17 protein-coding genes are annotated in these 20,009 nt (G+C 62.6%); 6 read left to right on the top strand and 11 right to left on the bottom strand.

The features are described 5' to 3' along the window. Positions 1-104 precede the first annotated feature (104 nt). A complete protein-coding gene (locus tag H620_RS0108765) occupies positions 105-1,013 on the top strand; it encodes a LysR family transcriptional regulator (RefSeq protein WP_023380235.1) in 909 nt (302 codons plus the stop codon). 101 nt (positions 1,014-1,114) lie between these two features. Then, positions 1,115-1,714: a hypothetical protein gene (locus H620_RS0108760; RefSeq protein WP_027907187.1), complete on the top strand. Its 600-nt coding sequence runs from the start codon at positions 1,115-1,117 to the stop codon at positions 1,712-1,714. Between the two features lie 70 nt (positions 1,715-1,784). Here the strand turns inward: H620_RS0108760 and H620_RS0108755 are convergent, their stop codons facing one another. After that, positions 1,785-2,663 carry a DMT family transporter gene (locus tag H620_RS0108755; RefSeq protein ID WP_023380233.1) on the bottom strand — a complete coding sequence of 293 codons (879 nt, stop codon included), beginning with the start codon at positions 2,661-2,663 and terminating at the stop codon, positions 1,785-1,787. Between the two features lie 229 nt (positions 2,664-2,892). On the opposite strand from H620_RS0108755, the gene H620_RS0108750 reads away from it, so the two are divergent. Next, on the top strand, positions 2,893-3,717 hold the full coding sequence (locus H620_RS0108750) for an aldo/keto reductase (protein ID WP_027907186.1): 825 nt from the start codon (positions 2,893-2,895) through the stop codon (positions 3,715-3,717). Between the two features lie 83 nt (positions 3,718-3,800). Here the strand turns inward: H620_RS0108750 and H620_RS0108745 are convergent, their stop codons facing one another. Together H620_RS0108745 and H620_RS0108740 are read right to left on the bottom strand one after the other, a co-directional pair. Further along, positions 3,801-5,888, bottom strand: a complete 2,088-nt coding sequence (locus tag H620_RS0108745; RefSeq protein WP_023380231.1) for a putative bifunctional diguanylate cyclase/phosphodiesterase — start codon at positions 5,886-5,888, stop codon at positions 3,801-3,803. 148 nt (positions 5,889-6,036) lie between these two features. After that, complete coding sequence (locus H620_RS0108740) at positions 6,037-6,531, bottom strand: GNAT family N-acetyltransferase (RefSeq protein ID WP_023380230.1); 495 nt, start codon at positions 6,529-6,531, stop codon at positions 6,037-6,039. A 168-nt stretch (positions 6,532-6,699) separates the two neighbouring features. Between H620_RS0108740 and H620_RS0108735 the strand changes: the two genes are divergently transcribed. Further along, positions 6,700-7,023 (top strand): hypothetical protein, encoded by a 324-nt coding sequence (locus H620_RS0108735; protein ID WP_023380229.1) that lies wholly within the window; start codon positions 6,700-6,702, stop codon positions 7,021-7,023. A gap of 44 nt (positions 7,024-7,067) precedes the next feature. On the opposite strand, the gene H620_RS0108730 is transcribed toward H620_RS0108735, so the two are convergent. Further along, the gene (locus tag H620_RS0108730) at positions 7,068-7,538 is read right to left on the bottom strand and encodes a hypothetical protein (RefSeq protein WP_023380228.1); all 471 of its coding nucleotides are present in this window, start codon (positions 7,536-7,538) and stop codon (positions 7,068-7,070) included. Between the two features lie 139 nt (positions 7,539-7,677). Between H620_RS0108730 and H620_RS0108725 the strand changes: the two genes are divergently transcribed. Beyond that, positions 7,678-8,685 (top strand): GlxA family transcriptional regulator, encoded by a 1,008-nt coding sequence (locus tag H620_RS0108725; protein WP_023380227.1) that lies wholly within the window; start codon positions 7,678-7,680, stop codon positions 8,683-8,685. A gap of 7 nt (positions 8,686-8,692) precedes the next feature. Here the strand turns inward: H620_RS0108725 and H620_RS0108720 are convergent, their stop codons facing one another. Next, positions 8,693-9,364 carry a TetR/AcrR family transcriptional regulator gene (locus H620_RS0108720; protein ID WP_023380226.1) on the bottom strand — a complete coding sequence of 224 codons (672 nt, stop codon included), beginning with the start codon at positions 9,362-9,364 and terminating at the stop codon, positions 8,693-8,695. Positions 9,365-9,708: 344 nt separating this feature from the next. Further along, positions 9,709-11,616 (bottom strand): 3-dehydroshikimate dehydratase QuiC, encoded by a 1,908-nt coding sequence (quiC, locus tag H620_RS0108715; protein ID WP_023380225.1) that lies wholly within the window; start codon positions 11,614-11,616, stop codon positions 9,709-9,711. A 512-nt stretch (positions 11,617-12,128) separates the two neighbouring features. Between quiC and H620_RS0108710 the strand changes: the two genes are divergently transcribed. Beyond that, on the top strand, positions 12,129-13,502 hold the full coding sequence (locus H620_RS0108710; protein WP_023380222.1) for an MFS transporter: 1,374 nt from the start codon (positions 12,129-12,131) through the stop codon (positions 13,500-13,502). Between the two features lie 33 nt (positions 13,503-13,535). Here H620_RS0108710 and H620_RS0108705 read toward each other — a convergent pair whose 3' ends face one another. From H620_RS0108705 to H620_RS0108685, 5 genes are all read right to left on the bottom strand, one after another. Further along, positions 13,536-14,948: a DOPA decarboxylase gene (locus H620_RS0108705; protein WP_027907184.1), complete on the bottom strand. Its 1,413-nt coding sequence runs from the start codon at positions 14,946-14,948 to the stop codon at positions 13,536-13,538. A 203-nt stretch (positions 14,949-15,151) separates the two neighbouring features. Then, positions 15,152-16,096: a LysR family transcriptional regulator gene (locus H620_RS0108700; protein WP_023380219.1), complete on the bottom strand. Its 945-nt coding sequence runs from the start codon at positions 16,094-16,096 to the stop codon at positions 15,152-15,154. A 100-nt stretch (positions 16,097-16,196) separates the two neighbouring features. Then, positions 16,197-16,907, bottom strand: a complete 711-nt coding sequence (locus H620_RS0108695; protein WP_023380218.1) for a YebC/PmpR family DNA-binding transcriptional regulator — start codon at positions 16,905-16,907, stop codon at positions 16,197-16,199. 140 nt (positions 16,908-17,047) lie between these two features. After that, positions 17,048-18,439, bottom strand: a complete 1,392-nt coding sequence (locus tag H620_RS0108690; protein WP_027907183.1) for an FAD-dependent oxidoreductase — start codon at positions 18,437-18,439, stop codon at positions 17,048-17,050. A gap of 14 nt (positions 18,440-18,453) precedes the next feature. Continuing rightward, positions 18,454-19,770 (bottom strand): MFS transporter, encoded by a 1,317-nt coding sequence (locus H620_RS0108685; RefSeq protein WP_027907182.1) that lies wholly within the window; start codon positions 19,768-19,770, stop codon positions 18,454-18,456. Positions 19,771-20,009: the final 239 nt, after the last annotated feature.

Here is a 20,009-nt window from a genome sequence, read left to right as displayed (position 1 = left end):
CGTATGCTTTTTCCCGGTCAAAGGCCGGGCACATCCATACAAGGCAAAAGGGCCCTCGGCGTGCTTCAATTCATCGCCAACCACTGACGCCCAGAGCCAAGCACATGAACCGCAATGACCTGCGCCGCGTCGACATGAACCTGCTGGTGCTGTTCGAAGCCCTGATGATCGAACGCAACCTGACCCGTGTCGGCGAAAAGCTGTTCATCACCCAATCCACGGTCAGCGCCGCCCTCGCCCGCCTGCGGGAGCTGTTCGACGACCCGCTGCTGATCCGCAATGGCCGGGCCATGGAGCCGACGCCGCGGGCGATGCAGATTTTTGCCGAGCTTGGGCCGGCCATGGACGTGATTTCCGCGGCGATCAGCCGGGCGCGGGATTTCGATCCGGCCAACAGCTGCAACGTGTTTCGCCTGGGCCTGTCGGACGACACCGAGTTCGGCCTGTTTCCCGCCCTGCTCCAAGCCCTGCGCGAAGAGGCCCCTGAGATCAGTGTGGTGGTGCGTCGAGCCAACTTCCTGCTGATGCCAGGGCTACTGTCCAGCGGCGAAATTTCCGTCGGCGTGAGCTACACCACCGACCTGCCGGCCACGGCCAAGCGTCGCAAGCTGCGCAACATCGGTGTGCGGGTGCTGCGCGCCGATGACCGCCCCGGCCCGCTGACCCTGGACGAATACTGCGCCCGCCCCCATGTGATGGTGTCCTTCTCGGGCGACATGAGCGGCAACATCGACCTTGACCTGGCCCGCATCGGCCGCTGCCGTAAGGTGGTCCTTGCAGTGCCGCAGTTCGGCAGCCTTCGGGCCTTGTTGCGTAACACCGAACTGATCGCCACGGTGCCGGACTATGCCGCCTGTGCCCTGGCCGACGATGGCAGCCTGCGCGCCGACCCCGCACCGTTCGATGTCACCGAGGCAGAGCTGTCGATGGTCTGGAGCGGCGCCCAGGACAACGACCCGGCTGAACGCTGGCTGCGCGAGCGGATCATGCAGTTCATGGCCGACCCTCGTTGATTCATCGACCTCGTCAATAGCCACCATGAACAGCATCGAGTTCCGCCGCAAGCAGTGCCTGGCGGAAGATGGCGGCATTGATGCATTGACGAGGTTTCCCGATGAAAACCGGCATGATCGCAGCCCTGCTCGTCCTGCTCGCGGCTCTCAGCGGCTGTGCGGCGCCTGCAGCGAACCACGACGCCAGGCCCGACGGGCATTTTTACTCCGCCACCGCAATGTCCAGTGTGGTGCTTGCGCCCGGCCAGCATGTCGCAGTACTGCTGGGGCGCAACGGCGCCTCGACACTCGACTACCTGCAGCGCCATCGCGACGAACGCACTGCGCCCGCGCAGAACCGCAGCATTCCGGTCGCCACCCTCAACAGCGGCAGCCAAGCCTACGACTGGCTGGCCAAATCACTGGCCCAACAGTTCGCCGAAGTGACGTTCTATGACGACCTGGACACACTGTTGGCTGATCGCCCGGACATCATCGTGCTCCTCGATAGCGAAAGCCGACTCGCCAGCGCCGATATCGAAAGCCGTGTGGTAGCACGCTTCTTCGACGACCAGCTGACCTACATCGGCCGTGCCGAGGGACGGGCGCACAAGGCGCTTGGCGATGTGACACGGGTTATCGACGATGAGCAGGCAGTGCAGGCCGATGCGTTGCGAGACTTCGATGCGTCGTTGAGCAGCTTGCTGGGGGGGCGTGCCTGACCCATGTGGCCATCGAGCAGCCCCTTCGCAATGCATGGGTTCTTCCACATCCAGCTGCACGCAATGACGGTCACTTCCTGCGCTGCATCCACGCCGCACCCAAACCGCTCAGGCAGATGACGGCGATCCCGATCAGGCTGGCACTGTCCGGCACCTGCCGGTAAATGAGCAGGCCGAGCAACCCGGCGAATACGATCTGGCAGTAACTGAACGGTGCCAACAGCGCCGGCGCCGCATGGCGGAACGCCTGGGTTAGCAGCAAGTGCGCGCTCATGCCAAAGCCGCCCAGTGCCAGCATCAACAGCGCATGATCCCAGCGCGGCACTTCCCAGAAAAATGGCACCAGCGCCGTCATCACCAAGGTGTTGCACAACCCTGCATAGAAGTTGCTGGTGGTCGGGCTGTCGTGGGCGGCCAGGATACGGGTCAGCAACTGGTAGAAGCAGAACCCCAGCGCCGAGCCGAACGGGTACAGAATCGCCGGGGTGAACATCGCGCCTCCCGGGTGCACCACCACCAGCACCCCGACGAACCCCAGCACCACCGCCACCCACTGCCCCGCCGTCACCCGCTCTTTGAGCAGCGGTGCCGACAATGCCGTAACCAGCACCGGCGCAAGGAAGTTGACCGCCGTCGCCTCGGCCAGCGGCAGGTACTGCAGGCCGGTGGTGAATAACAGGCTGGTGCTCAGCAGGCTCAACGCACGCAAGGTCTGCAGCACCGGGCGACGAGTCCGCAGCACGTTAAGGCCGGACTTGGGCAGGAAGATCCCGGCCATCAGCAAGGTATGCACCAGATAGCGCGCCCAGACCACCATGATGATCGGGTAAAGCCCGCCGAGAAACTTGGACAAGGCATCGTGGCTGGCAAATAGAAACGTCGCCACCACCACCAGGGCGATGCCTCGCAGTGGTTGATTGACTCCGGACAGCGGTGTGCTGGAACTCATGGCGCTCTCGATGGCGGCGCGGCGGGATACTGCGCCAGGGTGAAAGGCAGGTGCGGCAGGTCGAATTCTAGAAGAGATACGACAACTTAAGGAAGACCCATTGCCGTTCCCGCTCAAGGCCCAGAAGATTTCGTTCGCTGATCGACCACTTTTTGCCTCAGGCACATGGCCCAGGCCGCAACACACACGCACCATCAATGCCCGTTCCTCCCCCCTACAAGGAGTTCTCATGCATAGGTTAACAACCCGCAACGGTCTGGACTTGCCCTGTATCGGCCTGGGCACCTGGCCAATGACCGGCAGCGAATGCACCACAGCGGTCCGCCAGGCGCTGGAGCTGGGTTATCGGCACATCGATACCGCCACCGCCTACGACAATGAGGCCGCGGTCGGCCAGGCCCTGCGCGAGAGCGAAGTGCCGCGCGAAGCCATCCACCTGACCACCAAGGTCTGGTGGGACAAGCTCGAACCCAAGGCCATGCGTCAATCGCTGGAGGACAGCCTGCGTCTCCTGGGCACCGACCAGGTAGACCTGTTCCATATCCATTGGCCCGCCAAGGACATGGACCTGGCCCGCAGTATCGAGACACTGGTCACCCTGCACGAGGAAGGCAAGGCGCGCAGTATCGGCGTGGCCAATTTCCCGCTCGGCCTGTTGCGCCAGGTGGTCGAGGAGCTGGGGGCGCCGCTGTCGGCGATCCAGGTGGAGTACCACGTGCTGCTCAGCCAGCAGCCGCTGCTGGACTACGCGCGTCAGCATGACCTGCTCTTGACTGCCTACACGCCGCTGGCGCGCGGACGGGCCGCGGAACAGCAGGCTATTGGCGATATCGCCGCCAAGCATGGCGTCCTGCCAAGCCAGGTCGCGCTCAAGTGGCTGCTGGACCAGGATGGCGTGGCGGTGATTCCAAAAGCCAGCAGCCGCCAGAACCAGTTGGCCAACCTGGCGGCACTGGACGTGCAACTGGATGATGATGACCGGACCTTGATCGCGGCGCTGCCGAAGGATCAGCGGGTTGTGAGCCCAGATTTTGCGCCCCAGTGGAATAGCTGAGCGCCCCCATCGCCGCCAACCCGGCTCCTGCATAGACCCCGCAGCATAGCGACGGCGGGGCATGGAGCCGGCACCGCCAGCGATCAGCCCACCTGTTTCAATCGCTCGCTCGCCGGTGCCGGTCGACCGTACAGGTACCCCTGAAAGTGCGAGCACCCCTCGGCAGCCAGGCGGCGCATCTGCTCTTCCGACTCCACACCCTCGGCCGTGGTCTTGATCATCAGACTGTTGGACAGCTCGGTAATGGCCCGAATGATCGACATCGCCTCGCGGCTTTCGCACATGTCATGTACAAAGGACTTGTCGATCTTGATCCGGTCGAACGGGAATGAACGCAGGTAGCCCAGCGACGAGTAACCCGTCCCGAAATCGTCCAGCGAGATGGACACTCCGAGTGCCTTTAGCGCCCGCAGGGTACGCACGTTCTCTTCACTGTTGCCCAGCAACACCGATTCGGTGATTTCCAACTCCAGGCGCTGAGGCGCCAGGCCCGAGTCGGCCAGCGCCAGGGCCACCGTGTGCACCAGATTGGCGTTCTTGAACTGCACCGGCGACAGGTTCACCGACACCGTCTGCTCGCCTTCCCAGCTGGCTGCCTCCTGACACGCCAGGTTGAGTGCGCGGGTTCCAAGCTCGTGGATCAGCCCGGTTTCTTCGGCGATGGGGATGAAGTCCATCGGCATCACCATGCCCCGGGTCGGATGCTCCCAGCGCAGTAGCGCTTCGTACCCGGTGATCTGGCTGGTCTGCTGGTCGACTACTGGCTGGTAGTGCAGGTGCAATTGCCCAAGGTGCAGCGCTGTACGCAGGTCGGTCTCGACCAGGCGGCGCTGGCGTGCGGCAACGTCCATCTCGACGCTGAAGCACTCGTAGCGATTGCGCCCATTGCGCTTGGCTTCGTACAACGCCATGTCGGCATAACCCAGCAGTTGCTCGGCCTGATCGCTGTCCTGCGGGGCGATGGCCACCCCGATGCTGACCCCTACCGAGAACTGATGGCCTTCGATCTGGAACGGCGGGCTGATCGCTTCAATCAGGCGCTGGGCGATGTGGTAGGCACCCTCACGGTTCTCCAGGTTGGTCAGGACCACGGCGAATTCATCGCCGCCCAGACGGGCCAGGGTGTCGTGCTCCCGCAGCTCGCGACGCAGCCGCTTGCCCAAGGCTCGCAGCAACTTGTCGCCGAAAGCATGGCCAAGCGAGTCGTTGATGTTCTTGAAATTGTCCAGGTCCAGGCACAGCGCAGCGGTCAGCTTGCTGTTGTCCTCACCCCGCACCAGCGCCTGTTTCAAACGCTCGTTGAACAGCGTGCGATTCGGCAACCCGGTGAGCGCGTCATGGTGTGCCATGTGGTGGATCTGTGCGTGGGCGGCCAGCTCCTCGGTGGCGTCTTCGGCGACGAACAGCACGTAGTCGGCCTGACCGTCGCGATTCTGGCAGAGCAGCGACCGGCTGCGCAGGATGCGCGGGCCGCAGGCGGTGTCGACCCGGGTTTCGGCGGCAAACCCCTTGGCACTGCGGGCACCACGGCTGAACTGCTGACCCAGGAATTCAGCGCCAGCCGGGGTCAGGCACTCGTTGGGCATCTGGCCGATCATGTTCGCGTCACGGCCGCCGAACAGGCGCTCGGCCTGCTGGTTGGCCAGCAGGATGCGCTGGCTCTGCAGGTCCTGGACGATCACACTGGCAGGAATATTGGAGATCACCGAGTCGAGGAACTGCGACAGGTTGGTCATCTCCTGGCTGTACTGCTCGGCCAGCTCCTTGGCCTTCAACAGCTCCAGCTCCTGCTGGCGACGCTCGGTGATGTCACGCGTGACCTTGGCAAAGCCGACCAACTGGCCATCGTCGTCGTATACCGCGTCGATCACCACATGGGCGTGAAAAGCCGTGCCATCCTTGCGCAAGCGCACACCGATTTCCTCGAAGCGCCCCGTGCGCCGGGCCTGATCCAGGTTCTGCTCGGGCAGACCGGCGTTACGCTCGCTGTCCTTGTAGAACAGCGAATAGTGCTTTCCGACAATCTCGTCGGCCCCATAGCCCTTGGCCCGCTGCGCTCCCGGATTCCAGTTGGCGACGATCCCCTCGGGGGTAAGCAGGTAAATGGCGTAATCCAGCACACTCTGGATCAACAGCCGGTACATGATGTCCGAACTTGCGACTAGCGACATGAGATTTACCTGAACCTGCCAAGGGAACGATAAGCCGCCGGGCACGGTGGCGGCCAGGTCTTGCAAAAGGGTGCTGGCATTATGCCAATTACCTGATTTTTGTGAAGTGACTCACAAAATTTTGCCGTTGCCCATCGCGGCGCGGCGCTCAGTGGCGGGCCGCGCTTACCCAGAAATTGAGCAACTCCGGGTCGTCATCCAGCTCGATCATCCGCACCGGACGCGGCAGGGTATCCACCAGCGCTTGGCAGAACGCCACGGCCTGGCGGTCCCGGCCATGGCAGCGCAGCAGCCAGTCGCCGGGGCGGCCGAGGAACTGTTGCGCGACAGCCCGCGCAACGCCCTGGCGGCGATACTTTTTAAGGATGAACAGGTCAGCCAGTTCCAGGGCATCGACCCCCGGCAATTCGCTGCGCTCGACCAGCACGAAACCCGCGATGAAACCATCCACCAGGACCAGGCTGGCGCTCCAGTCGGGAGCGTGCCAATAACGTTGCAGGTGTGATTCATGAATGTAGAAACGCCCGTCCACCTCGACGTCCTCCTGCTCCCAGTCGGAGGATTCATAGGCATAGAACTGATAAAGGTTGCGCAGCAGTTCAGCCTGGTCGGGGCTGGTTTCAAGCAATTCGATGGGCAGCATGAGGCGGGCTCGAAAAATTAGCAGTTTAACGCGCGCCGAAGAACGCTGTGGGCAGATTCCCACCGCGACCGGAGCAGCCTGAACAACGCGTTGGTTTCAGTTTCGCTAACGGCCGGTTAGATTGCAGGCCCCGGCACGGAGGCCTGCATCCACAGAAAAGGAAATGCCATGAAACACGACTTCCAACTCGCCTACACGATCAGCCCCCTCGACACCGGCAAACCACAGCACGTAGCTTCGGCGGAGAAAGCGCGCACCATCCTGCGCCACAACCTGGGTTGGGAAACCACCGGTGATATCGAGACCACACTGCTCGGCCAAGTGGAGCTGGCACCCGCCACCCTCGATGACAAGGCCCGCGAAGCGAAACGCCAGGTCCGCATGCGAATAAAAGGCGAACTCGAATCGGCGGACGTGATCAAGCACATCGAGTTCGAAGGCAGCCTGATGGTCAATGGCCTTGGTAGCGCCATCACGCTCAATATTCCATGACCCCGCTCAGGGCATCAGTGCATCGGGTGCCCTGATCACCCCTTTCAAGGGTGCGGCGCTTGGTCCAGGGCGGCCTTGAGCGCCTGCGCATCGCTGAACAGCCGTTGGCTCACCAACGCGCCCCGCTCCAGCTGCAACCACAGCACCTTGCCCTCCTCGGCTGGGTAACGACTGGCCACTCGGCCGTCACGGTCAAGCAGAACCCGGTAGCTGTAGTCACGCATCGCCGGAATGGCGAACAGTTTGCTGATCAGCGCCGGCATGCGCTGGATATCGGCGACGAACAACGCATGGCGTGCTTCAAGGTAGCCCTTGGGCTGATCGGCAAGCGCCGCCTTCACCAGCTTGGCGCCGTCCATATCGCGGGCAACCAGCAAGATATGGGTGCCGGTTTCAAGACTGCCGGCCTGGTCGTACTGGTCGAGCAGCGTCCAGGGCGCCAGTGTTTCACCTGTTTGCAAGGCATTGGCAATGAATGGCAACAAGCTCAACAGCAAAGCGAGGGCGTATTTCATCGAGGGTCTCCGGGTGAGGTACGCCAGCATAGCTCAGTTGCCTCAATACGACCTCCAATACCACGCCCGCACCCCGGAGATTGTCTTTCCCTCGGCCTGCCGCCACACTCTGCGAACCAGCCTGGAAGCGGAGTTCAGAGTGCCAACGCCACGTCAGTTCAGCAAGAAGACCAGCACCAGCAACATGCTAAGGCTCAAATCCTCGACCGAGAACGCACAGGCGCCCTATCGGGTCGACTTCGTCCTGCTCGAACACTTTTCGATGGCCAGTTTCACCGTGGCCATGGATGTGCTGGTCACCGCCAACCTGCTGCGCGCCGACAGTTTCCGCTTTACCCCGCTGTCGCTCAGTGGCGATCGGGTGCTGAGCGACCTGGGCCTGGAACTGGTGGCAACCGAGTTGGAGGCGCAAGCGCTCAAGGACCTTGATCTGCTGCTGGTGTGTGGCGGCCTGCGCACGCCGTTGAAGTACCCCGAACTCGATCGCCTGTTGGGGGACTGCGCTGCCCATGGCATGGCCCTGGGTGGCCTATGGAACGGTGCCTGGTTCCTTGGCCGCGCCGGCGTGCTCGATGACTATGGCTGCAGCATCCACCCCGAACAGCGCGCGAGCTTGTCCGAGCGCAGCCCGCAGACACGCATCACCCCTGCCAGCTTCACCCTCGACCGTGACCGCCTGAGCGCGGCCAGCCCCAACGGCGCCATGGAGCTAATGCTAGGGCTGGTACGCAGGCTTTACGGCGATGGCTTGGCCGAAGGTGTCGAGGAAATCCTGTCGTTCTCGGGTGCTCGCTATCGCCAGGTCGGGCCTGGAGCGAAGAAGTCCATGAGCCTGCACCTGCGCACCATCGTCGAGCTGATGGAAAACAACCTGGAAGAAACCCTCAGCCTCGACCAGCTGGCCACCTACAGCGGGCGCTCGCGAAGACAGATCGACCGGCTGTTCCAGGCCCAGTTGGGTACCTCGCCGCGGCGCTACTACATGGAGCTGCGCATCACCAAGAGCCGCCGCCTGTTGCAATACTCCGACCTGTCGGTGATGGAGGTGGCGGTGGCCTGTGGTTTCGTCTCGGTGTCGCACTTCAGCAAATGCTATGCCGCCTACTTCGGCTACCCGCCGTCACGCGAGCAACGGCTGGGTGAATGAGCGCCGGTCAGGCGCGGATGTAGCGCATCACTACGTCGCAGATCATCGCCCTGTGGCGCTGCCTGACGTTGGTGTCGGAGAAATCGACCTGGAAGATGTCGCCAAAGGTATGCCGGTTCGATACCCGATAAAAACAGAACGAGCTCATCAGCATGTGCAGGTCGATGACCTCGATTCCGGGCCGGAACACGCCCTCTTCAACACCGCGCTGCAACGTACGACTCAAGGCCTGGAGCACCAGGCTGCTCATCTCGCGGATGACCGGGGTCTTCTTGACGTATTCGCCGTAATGGATGTTCTCGGTGCAGACCATGCGCACGAAGTCGACATTGCGGTCATGGTGATCGAAGGTGAACTCGACCAGACGCTGAATTGCCTGCTCGACCGGCAGCGATTCTAGCTCGAGGCTTTGTTCGGTCTTGCGGATATCGCCGTAAAGCTTGACCAGGCACTCGACGTACAGCTGTTCCTTGCTGCCGAAGTAGTAGTAGATCATGCGCTTGGAGGTGGCCGTGCGCTCGGCGATGGCGTCGACCCGCGCGCCTGCCAGCCCCTGCTGGACGAACTCGTTGATCGCGGCCTGGAGGATGTCCTCGCGCGTTTTCTCGGGGTTGTTCTTGCGCGTCTTGCGCACCCCTTCGATCTCAGGCTGGCCGAGGCTGACTACGGAATCACTCATACCCACTCACAGGCTGTTTATTGGAATGCGAGGATTATCCGTGAGCGAAGCGATACAGGGAAGCGCGCTGTTGGTCGGGTGGCGTCGCGGAGGGTGTGGTGATTGTGAGATCGAACCCCGCCTGCGCGGCGCATCGCGAGCAAGGCTCGCTCCTACGTCTATTCCGGGCCAATAATTCCTGAAAGATGTGCGCTTGACGCGATATCAGGTCGTACAAGCAAGGCGCTCGCGCGCGCCTGTCACTGACGTCATTGGCCCGAAACAGACGTAGGAGCGAGCCTTGCTCGCGATGCGCCGCGCGGGCGGCGCTCGATCTCACAGGCCCCCAAAGCCTAACGCCATGCTCACAACACCGGCTTGCGCGCCGCACCACTGCGCCGCTTGGCCATCGCCGCCAGACGCACCGCAACGTTGGCGGCACCATAGCCGGCGTACCCCCCCTTGCGCTGGATGATTTCGAAGAAGAAACGCTCCTCGAACGCCTCGGTGTAGACGTGGAACAACTCCCCCCCCTGGGCATCGCGGTCGTACAGCACGTTGTAATACGCCAGCTCGCTGAGGAATTCGTCGTCGAAATCGAAGCGCGCAGCCAGATCGTCGTAGTAGTTCAGCGGAATCTCCAGCAACGGCACTCCCGCCTCCTTGGCCCTGGCCACTTCGCGGAAGATATCGTCACAATCGAAGGCGATGTGATGAACACCCGAGCCCCGGTAGCTGGACAATGCGTGGGCGATGGCGGTGTTACGGTTTTCCGAGATGTTCAACGGCAAACGCAAGGTACCGCACTGACTGCGCAGGGCGCGGCTTTTCACCAGGCCGTATGGGTCGGGCAAGACCACCTCGTCGTCGGCGGCGAAGTCGAAGAGACTCTTGTAGAACAGCACCCAACTGTCCAGCGACTCGGCCGGCAGGGCCAGAGCCATGTGGTCGATTCGGCGCAAGCCACCACTGGCAGTCGCTTCAGGGTCCAGGGAGAAGTCGGTATCGTACAGCGAGCGGCCTTCGCGCCCCTGCTGCACCAGGTAGATCAGGCTACCGTCCGGGGCACGCACCGCAGGCACTTCACATTCGTTGGGGCCGACCAGGCCGCGGAACGGCTGACCACGGAAAGCCGTCGCACGCTGCAGTGCCGCCTCCTCGTCCTTGACTCGCAAGGCCGTGGCACACAGTGAAGGGCCGTGAGCCTCGAAGAAGTTGTGGCCGAAGGAATACGGCTCGGCGTTGAGCACGATGTTGATATCGCCCTGACGCAGCAGCGTCACGTCCTTGCTGCGGTGCTGGCCAGCCTCGGCGAAGCCCAGGCGCTTGAGCCAACCGCCAAGGCGCGCACCAACGGCCTCATCCACTGCAAATTCAAGGAATTCGACACCGTCATAGGCACTGGCCGCCGGTGGCGCGAACAACACACCCGGCTCGATGGGCGTGGCTTCTTGCTCCAGGCGCAGGCGGGTCTGCTCTTCAAGGTACAGCAGCGAACGCAGGCCATCGGCGGCGTTCTGCCGTGCCGGTGCCGCGCGGAAGCCGTCGTTGAAAATCTCCAACGACAACGGACCACGATAGCCAGTCGCCAAAATCGGTGCGAGGAAGCCCGCCAGATCCATTTCACCTTGCCCTGGGAAGCAGCGGAAGTGGCGGCTCCACTCCAGCACGTCCATCGCCAGGATCGGCGCATCGGCCATCTGCACGAAGAAGATCTTGTCGCCGGGGATATCGCGGATCGCCGACGGATCGCCCTTGAGCGACAGGGTGTGGAAGCTGTCGAGGATCACGCCCAGCGCAGGATGGTCAGCCTGGCGCACCAGGTTCCAGACTTGCTGGTAGGTGTTCACATGGCGGCCCCAGGCCAAGGCTTCGTAGCCGATGCGCAGACCGCGCTTGCCGGCATGCTCGGCCAGCAGACGCAGGTCATCCACCAGAATCTGCTCTTCGCTCAGCGCATCGGCCTGGACGTTGCTGCACACCAGGACCAGGTCGGTACCCAGCTCTTGCATCAAGTCGAATTTGCGTTCGGCCCGATCGATGTTCTTCTGCAGGCGTTCACGACGGCAGCCTTCGAAATCGCGAAACGGCTGGAACAGAGTGATGGCGATACCCAGGTCGGCGCACATCTGCCGAATTTCACGTGGGCTACCGGCGTAATAGAGCAGATCGTTCTCGAAGATTTCAACGCCGTCAAAACCGGCGGCGGCGATGGCTTCGAGCTTTTCCGGCAGAGTGCCGCTCAAGGACACGGTGGCTATCGAACGCTGCATGCTGGAATACCTTGTTATTGGAGCGCGGCGCGGGGCCTGCGCGGAGGACGACGGTGCCGAAACCTCGAACAGGTTTCTGGCACGATCAATTATTCGCAGGTAAAGTCCTGTCAGCAATTGGTTTGTACGAAATGGTTAGTTTTGTGTTCGATTACCGAACAAAACCCGTTTCGATGAATTGATCAAATGCCAACCCGTGCGCAACTATGAATTCCAGACGCAGGTAAACCGAAGATCCGATTCTGCCCAGAAGGTCGTTCGGCGGAACCTGCGCTGAAGAGCCCAGTATCACCACATAATAAGTTCAATAAACCGGGTACCGACCTATGCACACTCCAGTCGCCTTGCGATCCGCACCTGCTCGCTCGCTCTCCCTTCGCACTTCCCATCCGCGATTGCGCGCCATTTAGCAACGCCCCTACTCCCGATATCGATCGCTACGTCTGGCCCCTTGTCGCGCCTCGCGAACGCTGCCAGCCGTGCGGTAACCAACAAGAACAACGGAGACAACGATGGCCCACTCCAGCTCTCAAGCCAAGAAGGCGACCGCCAGCGGATGGATCGGCTCGGCACTCGAGTACTACGACTTCTTCATTTACGCGCAAGCTGCGGCCCTGATCTTCCCGCAGATCTTCTTCCCCAACACCGACCCGAAAATGGCCATCATCGCTTCGCTGGCCACCTACGGTGTCGGCTACCTGGCCCGTCCGGTCGGCGCCTTCGTGCTCGGCCACTGGGGTGATACCCGCGGGCGCAAGAACGTACTGCTGCTGTGCATGTTCCTGATGGGCCTGTCGACGATGGCTGTCGGCCTGCTGCCTACCTACCACGACATCGGCCTGCTGGCCCCGGCACTGCTGGTGTTGCTGCGCCTGGTCCAAGGCTTTGCCGTGGCCGGCGAAATCTCCGGCGCCAGTTCGATGATCATGGAGCACGCTCCGTTCGGCCGGCGCGGCTACTACGCCAGCTTCACACTGCAGGGCGTACAGGCCGGTCAGGTCATGGCCGCCGCGGTATTCCTGCCGCTGGCCTACTTCATGCCAAGTGAAGCCTTCAACGATTGGGGCTGGCGTATTCCGTTCCTGATGAGCGCCCTGGTGCTGGTAGCGGGCTTCATCATCCGCCGGGAAGTGCATGAAACCCCAGCCTTCGTGAAAGAAGAGAAGCAGGACAAAGTCGCCAAGTCGCCCGTCAAAGAAGCTTTCCGTCACAGCTGGAAGCACATGGTGCTGGTGATGTTCATGGCACTGATGAACGTGATCCCGGTCGTGGCCACCATCTTCGGTGCAGCCTACGCAGTACAGCCGGCCTACGGCATTGGCTTCGACAAGAGCGTTTACCTGTGGATTCCGGTGGTCGGCAACATCGTTGCAGTGTTGGTGATTCCGTTCGTCGGCAACCTCTCGGACAAGATCGGTCGTCGCCCGACCATGATTGCCGGTTGCCTGGGCTCTGGTCTGCTAGCCTTCGTCTACCTGTATGCGATCAGCATCCAGAACGTACCGATGGCCTTCGTCGCCTCGATCGTGATGTGGGGTCTGGTGTACCAAGGCTACAACGCGGTGTTCCCAAGCTTCTATCCAGAGCTGTTCCAGACCCGCTACCGGGTCTCGGCCATGGCCATCGCACAGAACATCGGCACCATGCTCACCGCCATGCTGCCGGCGCTGTTCGCCTTCGTTGCCCCGCCAGGTTCGGACAACATCCCACTGGTGATCGGCGGTTTGGCGTTCCTCATCACCTGCGTGTGCGCCTTCGCTGCCTACCTGGCACCGGAAACCCACCGCCTGGCAATGGAAGACCTGGGTAACCCACAGGCCAAGCCGATGGAAAAAGAAGCCTACGAGGCCAGCCGCAAAGGCAGCTTTCAGACAGTAGGACATTGATGGACAAGGGGGCCGCTTAGCGGCCCCCTTGTTTCAGTCGTTGACGATTTGCTGTAACCGCTCCCACAACCGCTCCACATGCTCTCGCTCGGTCGGCAGAGCCCCCACCGACACTCGCACCATCCAGCGCCCATCCAGGGTAGCCGGCGTGACATAAGCATCCCCCGAGGCATTGAGCCGTTGCGCCCAGCCCTTGGTGTGGGTATCCAGCGCCTCGCCATCCAACCCTGCTGGACAATGGCGAATGCACAACGTCTGCAATTGCACAGGTGCCAACAGCGCCCATTGCGCCGTAGCCTGCACCTGCTCGGCCAGCCAGCGGGCGTTTTCCAGGTCCCGGCGCAAGCGTTGCTGCAAGGCCTCTACCCCCTCGCTTCGCAACATGAACCACAGCTTCAACGCGCGGAACCGACGACCCAATGGGATCCCCCAATCGCGCAGGTTCTTCACCTCGTCATCCACCGCCGACTGCAGGTAGCTGGGGTTGGTGCTCATCACCCGGATCAAATGCTGTGGGTCGCGCACATAGTAGATCGAGCAGTCGAAGGCCACGCCCAACCACTTGTGGGCATTGACCACCACCGAGTCGGCCAGCTCAATGCCATCCCACATCCAGCGGAATTCCGGCAGGATCATCGCCGAACCAGCCATGGCCGAATCAACGTGCAGCCACAAGCCATGCGCCTGGGCGATCTCGCCAATCGAACGGAGCGGATCGAGCGCGGTGGTGGCGGTGGTGCCGGTGGTGGCGACGACCGCACAGGGCTGATTGCCCGCTGCCAGGTCCTGCACGATGGCCTCGCGTAGTGCCTCAGGGCGCATGGCGAACTGTTCGTCAACGGCGATCAGGCGAATGTTGTCGCGTCCGAAACCCGCCAGCAACGCTGCCTTGTCCACCGAACTGTGCGCGTGGGCGCTGACATACACGACCAACGGTTTTGCCTCGGCCTGCAGGCCACCCCGCACCAAGGCGTACCCGGTGGCTCGTTCGCGCGCGCAGATCAGCGCCACCAGGGTGCTGGTCGAAGCGGTGTCCTGGATAACCCCGCTCCACTGTGCCGACAAACCCAACAATTGGCGCAGCCAATCCAGGGTGGTCTCTTCCAGCTCGCTGAGTGCCGGACTGGATTGCCAGGACAGCCCGAGCACGCCCAGGCCGGTGCTGAGGAAGTCGCCCAGGACCGACGACAGCGTGCCGTTGGACGGGAAGTAGCCGAAGAAATTCGGGTGCTGCCAGTGCGACAGGCCAGGCATCAGCAGGTGGTTGACGTCGTCGAGAATTGCCTCGAACGGCTCGGCCTTCTGCGGCGCTGCATCGGGCAATGCCGACTTGAGATAGCCCGGCTCAACCTGTGCCATGACCGGGCGCTCGGCGATACCTTGCCGATAGTCTGCGATCAAGTCGATCAGTTGGTGGCCATACTGGCGAAATTGTTCGGGGGTCACGCTCAGTCTCCTTTGGGGGTGCCTGGCGTCAGTGCCGCTCTTTGCACAAGCACGCCCGCTCCCACAGATTACTCACTGGCTCCGAAAACAGCGCAGTCCTGCAGGAACGGCTTCACCCACGAAAAGGGCCAGCCCCGACACCACGATGTCCCCCAGTCTAGGCAGCCCCACGCCGCCGAAGAACCCCACTTGGCGCATACCTGCTATGGCAAAGGCGCATGACCGCCCTGTACACCGAACTGCGATTGCCGCCACAGCTCGAAGACTCGGTTGCGCAACCAGCGATGCTCAGCAGATGCCTGCAGGCGCTGGTGCCACACCACCCAGTAGCGTTGGGTGTGCTCGATAAAGCCCAGCGGTCGCCAGGCCAGTGGGTGCAGCCGGCACAATTGGCGGGCGATGTGTTCGGGAACGGTCGCCACAGCCTGGCTGTTGCCGACCACCTGCACGGTGGCGGAAAAGAACGGCACTTCCAGGCCAACCCGCCGCTGCAGGCCTTGGGCGCGCAGGTGGCGATCGATGAAGCTGTCCTTGTCGCCGCCACCTGAGATACGCACATGCTTGAACGCCAGGTAGTCCTCCTGGCTCAAGGCTTCGAATGCTGTGAGCGGATGGTCCTGACGCATCAGGCACACCGCACGGTCCTCGCCCAGCAGGCGGCCGTGCAGGTTGGGTGGAGACTCATCGAACAGGGTCGTGGCCAGGTCGATCTCACCACTGGCCAGAAGCGCATACTGGCCAGCCTGCCAGGTGCGGTACTCCAGGCTTATGCCCGGCGCTTCGCGCTCCAGCGCTGCCACCAGCAGCGGCAGCATATGTTCGGCGACGTAATCGGAGGCAGCCAGACAGAACCGACGCTCGCAACGGGCTGGGTCGAAGGCCGCTGGCTGGCGCAGGGCCTGGAGCTCTTCCAGCACCTGACGCAGCGGTTCGACCAAGGCTTCGGCATACTCGCTGAGCACATAGCCGCGGCCCTGTCGCACCAGCAGCGGGTCGTCGAACGCTTCGCGCAGATGGGCCAATTGACGGCTTAGGGCCGACTGGCTGACGCCCAGGCGCTCGGCTGCATGGCTGAGGTTCTTCAACTGCAGGAGGCAGTCAAGCGTACGCAGGTGAGCGAGGCTGAGGGAGGTGAAGGTGGGGTTCATTCAAGCCTTCCAGCAAGGGAGCGCCATGCCCAATCGCCAGCCCCCCAGCCCCTGCAGGAACCGGCTTGCCGGCGATTGGGACGCAACGCGGCCCCTGTCTTCAGGCAGTCAGGCCGACGTAGACGTTCTGCACATCGTCGTTTTCGTCGATCGCTTCGAGGAATGCCTCGACCTCGGCCAGGGCTTCAGCGCTCAGGCTGGCAGCGCTTACCGGGTTCTTCGGGGTGTAGCCGATTTTCGCCGAGGTCACGGTGAAACCATGCTCTGGCAGCGCCTTCTGCACGGCGTCCAAGTCGGTGGTGTCGGTGATGAACAAGGTCGAACCCTCTTCCTCGCCTTCTTCGAAGTCCTGGGCGCCGGCCTCGATGGCGGCCATTTCCGGGTCGGCGTCACCGTTCGGGGTCGCCTCGATCAGGCCAACGTGGTTGAAGTCCCAGGCCACCGAACCGCTGGCACCCAGCTGGCCCTTGCGGAACAGCACGCGGATCTGGGCGACGGTGCGGTTGACGTTATCGGTCAGGCACTCGACGATCAGCGGCACCTGGTGCGGTGCGAAGCCCTCGTAGCTCACAGCCTGATACTGCACCGCGTCGCCATCGAGCCCTGCGCCCTTGCGGATCGCCCGTTCCAGGGTTTCACGGGTCATCGAGGCCTTCTTGGCCTGTTCGATGGCCAGGCGCAGACGCGGGTTCATGTCGGGATCGGCGCCGGACTTGGCGGCAATCTGGATCTCTTTGGACAGCTTGCCCATGATCTTGCCTTTGGCGTTGGCCGCGGCTTCTTTATGTTTGGCTTTCCACTGTGCGCCCATGTCGACTCTCTTTGTTTCAGCGGCCGGTTCAGGAAGCGACCGGCCAAAAGTGGGTGCAGTTTATACGCCCTCGGGCGATGGTTCGACAAGAAATCTTCGCCCAAGCGCTGGCAAGCCAGCGCCTACACGCCCAGAGCCACTCAGGCCTTGTCAGACTTACCCGCCGCCGCCGCGAACCGTGCCAGCCGCACGTCCAGCCGCCGCGGCCTTACACCCTGGTCCTCGGCGCGCTCCTTGCGCCGAATGGCATTGCGCACCATCAACGAGCCCAGGTAGCGAATCGGCTCTGGCGGGAACAGGCCCAGCGGTCCGTTGACCAGTGGCGAACGGGTCCATGGGTTGTCCAGCCCCAGCGCAAGCGACGAGAGAATCTGCCCGCCCATGTGGCAAGGCCCTACACCGCTGCCGGAATAGCCGAAGCCATAGAACACGTTGCCTTGCCCATCCAACCGGCCAAAGAACGGCAAACCGGTCACCGAACGGTCCGAGGGCCCGTTCCAGCTGGCCGCCAGAGGCACATCGGCCAGCGCTGGGAAGAACGCGCCGAGGCTCTCGCGCAGCAAGGGCCGGTACGGCGACGGTTGGTCGAACACTGGCAGCATGCGCCCACCATAGGCGAAGGTATTGCCGCCCTTGCCGAGCATCAGCCGGCCGTCAGAGGTGTTGTGGTAGTAATGCACGAAAATGCGCGAATCGAGCACGCTGATGCCGCTGTCGAGGCCGATTTCCTGGAGCAACTCGGGGCACGGCTCGGTGATCACCATATCGCTGGAAACGATGGCCACGGTGCGTTCGAACTGCGCGAATGCCCGCGCCATCCAGGCATTGAGACCAAGCACCACGCGGTCGGCACGGACCGTACCGTGGGCAGTGCGCACCTGCACCGGAGCGCCATGCTCAAGCCCGGTCATGGCCGTGCCTTCATGGATTCGCACCCCCAGCTGCAGGGCCACCCGGCGCAGGCCGCGCACCAGGCGCCCCGGCTGCACGGTGGCGGCAGCCGGAGAGAACCAGCCCTCCAGGTGTCGCGCCGAACCGGCCAGGCGCTGCACCTGTTCCAGCGGCAAACGCTGGAACGAATTGATCCCCTTCTGCTCCAGCGCTGCGATCACTGCGTCGGTGGCCCCCACCTGGGCCGGATTGGTAGCGGTGTACAGCGTGCCATCCAGTCGGTAGTCGCAGTCAATGCCATGCTCGGCGCAAAACGCGCCGATGGCGCTGATACTGCGCTCGGACTCGCGCACCAGGCGCACCGCCTCAGCCACCCCGAACAGACGCTCCAAGGTGAAATACTTGGCCGACCACGACAGCGCGCATCCGCCGTTGCGCCCACTGGCCCCAGCGCCGCAGATATCCGCCTCGATCAGCAATACATCCAGTGCTGGCACCGCTTGCTTGAGCATCAGTGCTGTCCATAGCCCGGTGTAGCCGCCACCGACGATGCAGACATCACAGCGGGCATCGCCCTGCAGCGGTGGGCAAACAGCCGCCTGTTCGGAATCCAGGGCCTGTTGCAGCCAGAAGGGTCTCATTCGCTTGCTTTCCTTTATGTACGCAGTGGCTTTATTGCCATGCTGGTGTTGGGCGCCACGTCACTGGCCTGGGCCGTGCTCGCCGGGCGACTGTTCCAATGCGGCACCAGCACCAGGGCCGAGAACAGCGCACAGCCTGCGAAGACGATGAACACCGTGACACTGTCGAAGTAACCGGGCAGCAAGCCGCCCAGCACGGCACCCACCGAACCACACCCGTTGACGAAACCGGCCGCCGTTGCCCCCGCCTTGGCCGTGCCGAAATCGATCGCTGCCGCGCCGCTGATCATCGAGTCAGGCCCATAGAGGGTCAGGCCCATGACGAACAGCAGCGCCACCACCAGCATCACGCTGCCGCTATGCATCGCACCCATGAAGGCTGCCAGTGTCAGGGTCAACAGCAGCAGGCTGATCACGCAGGCCGGCATGCGCCGCGCGCCGAACAGTTTGTCCGAGGCCAGGCCAATGATGATGGGGCCCAGCAGTCCGGCCAGCTCGAAGGCCGTCGGAATGATCGCCGCCCCCACCTTGCCCACCGAAGGCATTTGCTCGAAGACGATCACCGGCCCCCACAGCAAAATGGCATAACGTGCCGGCTTGAGCAGGAAGTAAGCCAGGCCGAGGGTCAGTACCGTACGGTTGCGTAGCACTTCACGTAGCGGCGCCCAGACACTGCACAGGTTTGAACCCGGGGACATGCTCTGCGGCTCAGGCTCCACCGCTGGCAGGCCTACATCCTCGGGTTTGTTGCGCTGCAGAAAGAAGAACAGCACAGCGACAGCCGCCACCACCGCGGCACTGGAGAAGAACGCCGCGTGCCAGGTGCCGACCAGGGTGTAGGCCCACCAGCCGGCGAATGGCGAGGCGACCAAGCCGCCAAAGGCATAGCAGGAACTCCACAGCCCCAATACCCGGCCACGCTGCGAGGCCGGGAAGAAGCTGCCGATGTTTTTGCACAGCCCCGCCCAACCGGTGGACTGCGCCAGGCCCTGGATCAACATGCAGGTGGCGAAGATCGGGAAGGTGGCGTAACTGCCCATCACCACCGCAGCGGCGGCCGAAATCAGCAGGCCGCCGAGCACTACCACGCGCGGGCCAAAGCGGTCGGCAAGCATGCCCCAAGTAAACTGGCCCACGGCATAGGCGGCCAGGTAGATCGCATCGAGGTTGGCCATGGCGGCCTTGTCGAGCATGAAATTCGGGTCTTCGCCGATGCCAAGCTTGGCCACCGAGAACGCTTTGCGGGTGAAATAGAAGGCGGCGTAGGCCAGCCAGGTGATGGCGAAGATCTGTACGCGCCAACGTTTCATCGCGGCTAGGGTTTGATTCATTTTGACTCTGACCTCTTGCTCAAGTGTGCCGGCAGAATGTGAAGAAAATGCCTGTCTTGTTGTTGTGTTGCGCACTACATGACGTGGCTCGTCATCTGGTCAGATGGCGCCGTATGGGCACCATGGCCACAGGCGGCCGCTTGTGGCGGCTGGTTGGGGCTGATCGGTATGGAAACAGCTACTGACTGATAAATAAAAACGATTTAAGGTATTTCAGACATAAGCTCAGCTTGTTACTG

Origin of the sequence: Pseudomonas taiwanensis DSM 21245, from assembly GCF_000425785.1 — a bacterium.
Lineage (GTDB): Bacteria > Pseudomonadota > Gammaproteobacteria > Pseudomonadales > Pseudomonadaceae > Aquipseudomonas > Aquipseudomonas taiwanensis.
This window is presented reverse-complemented; position numbering and strand designations above follow the sequence as displayed.

What these genes read in the sequence shown, in the direction of transcription:
- H620_RS0108765 (WP_023380235.1), top strand. Translation starts at nt 105, where the DNA reads ATGAACCGCAATGACCTGCGCCGCGTCGACATGAACCTGCTGGTGCTG.
- H620_RS0108760 (WP_027907187.1), top strand. Translation starts at nt 1,115, where the DNA reads ATGAAAACCGGCATGATCGCAGCCCTGCTCGTCCTGCTCGCGGCTCTC.
- H620_RS0108755 (WP_023380233.1), bottom strand. Translation starts at nt 2,663, where the DNA reads ATGAGTTCCAGCACACCGCTGTCCGGAGTCAATCAACCACTGCGAGGC.
- H620_RS0108750 (WP_027907186.1), top strand. Translation starts at nt 2,893, where the DNA reads ATGCATAGGTTAACAACCCGCAACGGTCTGGACTTGCCCTGTATCGGC.
- H620_RS0108745 (WP_023380231.1), bottom strand. Translation starts at nt 5,888, where the DNA reads ATGTCGCTAGTCGCAAGTTCGGACATCATGTACCGGCTGTTGATCCAG.
- H620_RS0108740 (WP_023380230.1), bottom strand. Translation starts at nt 6,531, where the DNA reads ATGCTGCCCATCGAATTGCTTGAAACCAGCCCCGACCAGGCTGAACTG.
- H620_RS0108735 (WP_023380229.1), top strand. Translation starts at nt 6,700, where the DNA reads ATGAAACACGACTTCCAACTCGCCTACACGATCAGCCCCCTCGACACC.
- H620_RS0108730 (WP_023380228.1), bottom strand. Translation starts at nt 7,538, where the DNA reads ATGAAATACGCCCTCGCTTTGCTGTTGAGCTTGTTGCCATTCATTGCC.
- H620_RS0108720 (WP_023380226.1), bottom strand. Translation starts at nt 9,364, where the DNA reads ATGAGTGATTCCGTAGTCAGCCTCGGCCAGCCTGAGATCGAAGGGGTG.
- quiC (WP_023380225.1), bottom strand. Translation starts at nt 11,616, where the DNA reads ATGCAGCGTTCGATAGCCACCGTGTCCTTGAGCGGCACTCTGCCGGAA.
- H620_RS0108710 (WP_023380222.1), top strand. Translation starts at nt 12,129, where the DNA reads ATGGCCCACTCCAGCTCTCAAGCCAAGAAGGCGACCGCCAGCGGATGG.
- H620_RS0108700 (WP_023380219.1), bottom strand. Translation starts at nt 16,096, where the DNA reads ATGAACCCCACCTTCACCTCCCTCAGCCTCGCTCACCTGCGTACGCTT.
- H620_RS0108695 (WP_023380218.1), bottom strand. Translation starts at nt 16,907, where the DNA reads ATGGGCGCACAGTGGAAAGCCAAACATAAAGAAGCCGCGGCCAACGCC.
- H620_RS0108690 (WP_027907183.1), bottom strand. Translation starts at nt 18,439, where the DNA reads ATGAGACCCTTCTGGCTGCAACAGGCCCTGGATTCCGAACAGGCGGCT.
- H620_RS0108685 (WP_027907182.1), bottom strand. Translation starts at nt 19,770, where the DNA reads ATGAATCAAACCCTAGCCGCGATGAAACGTTGGCGCGTACAGATCTTC.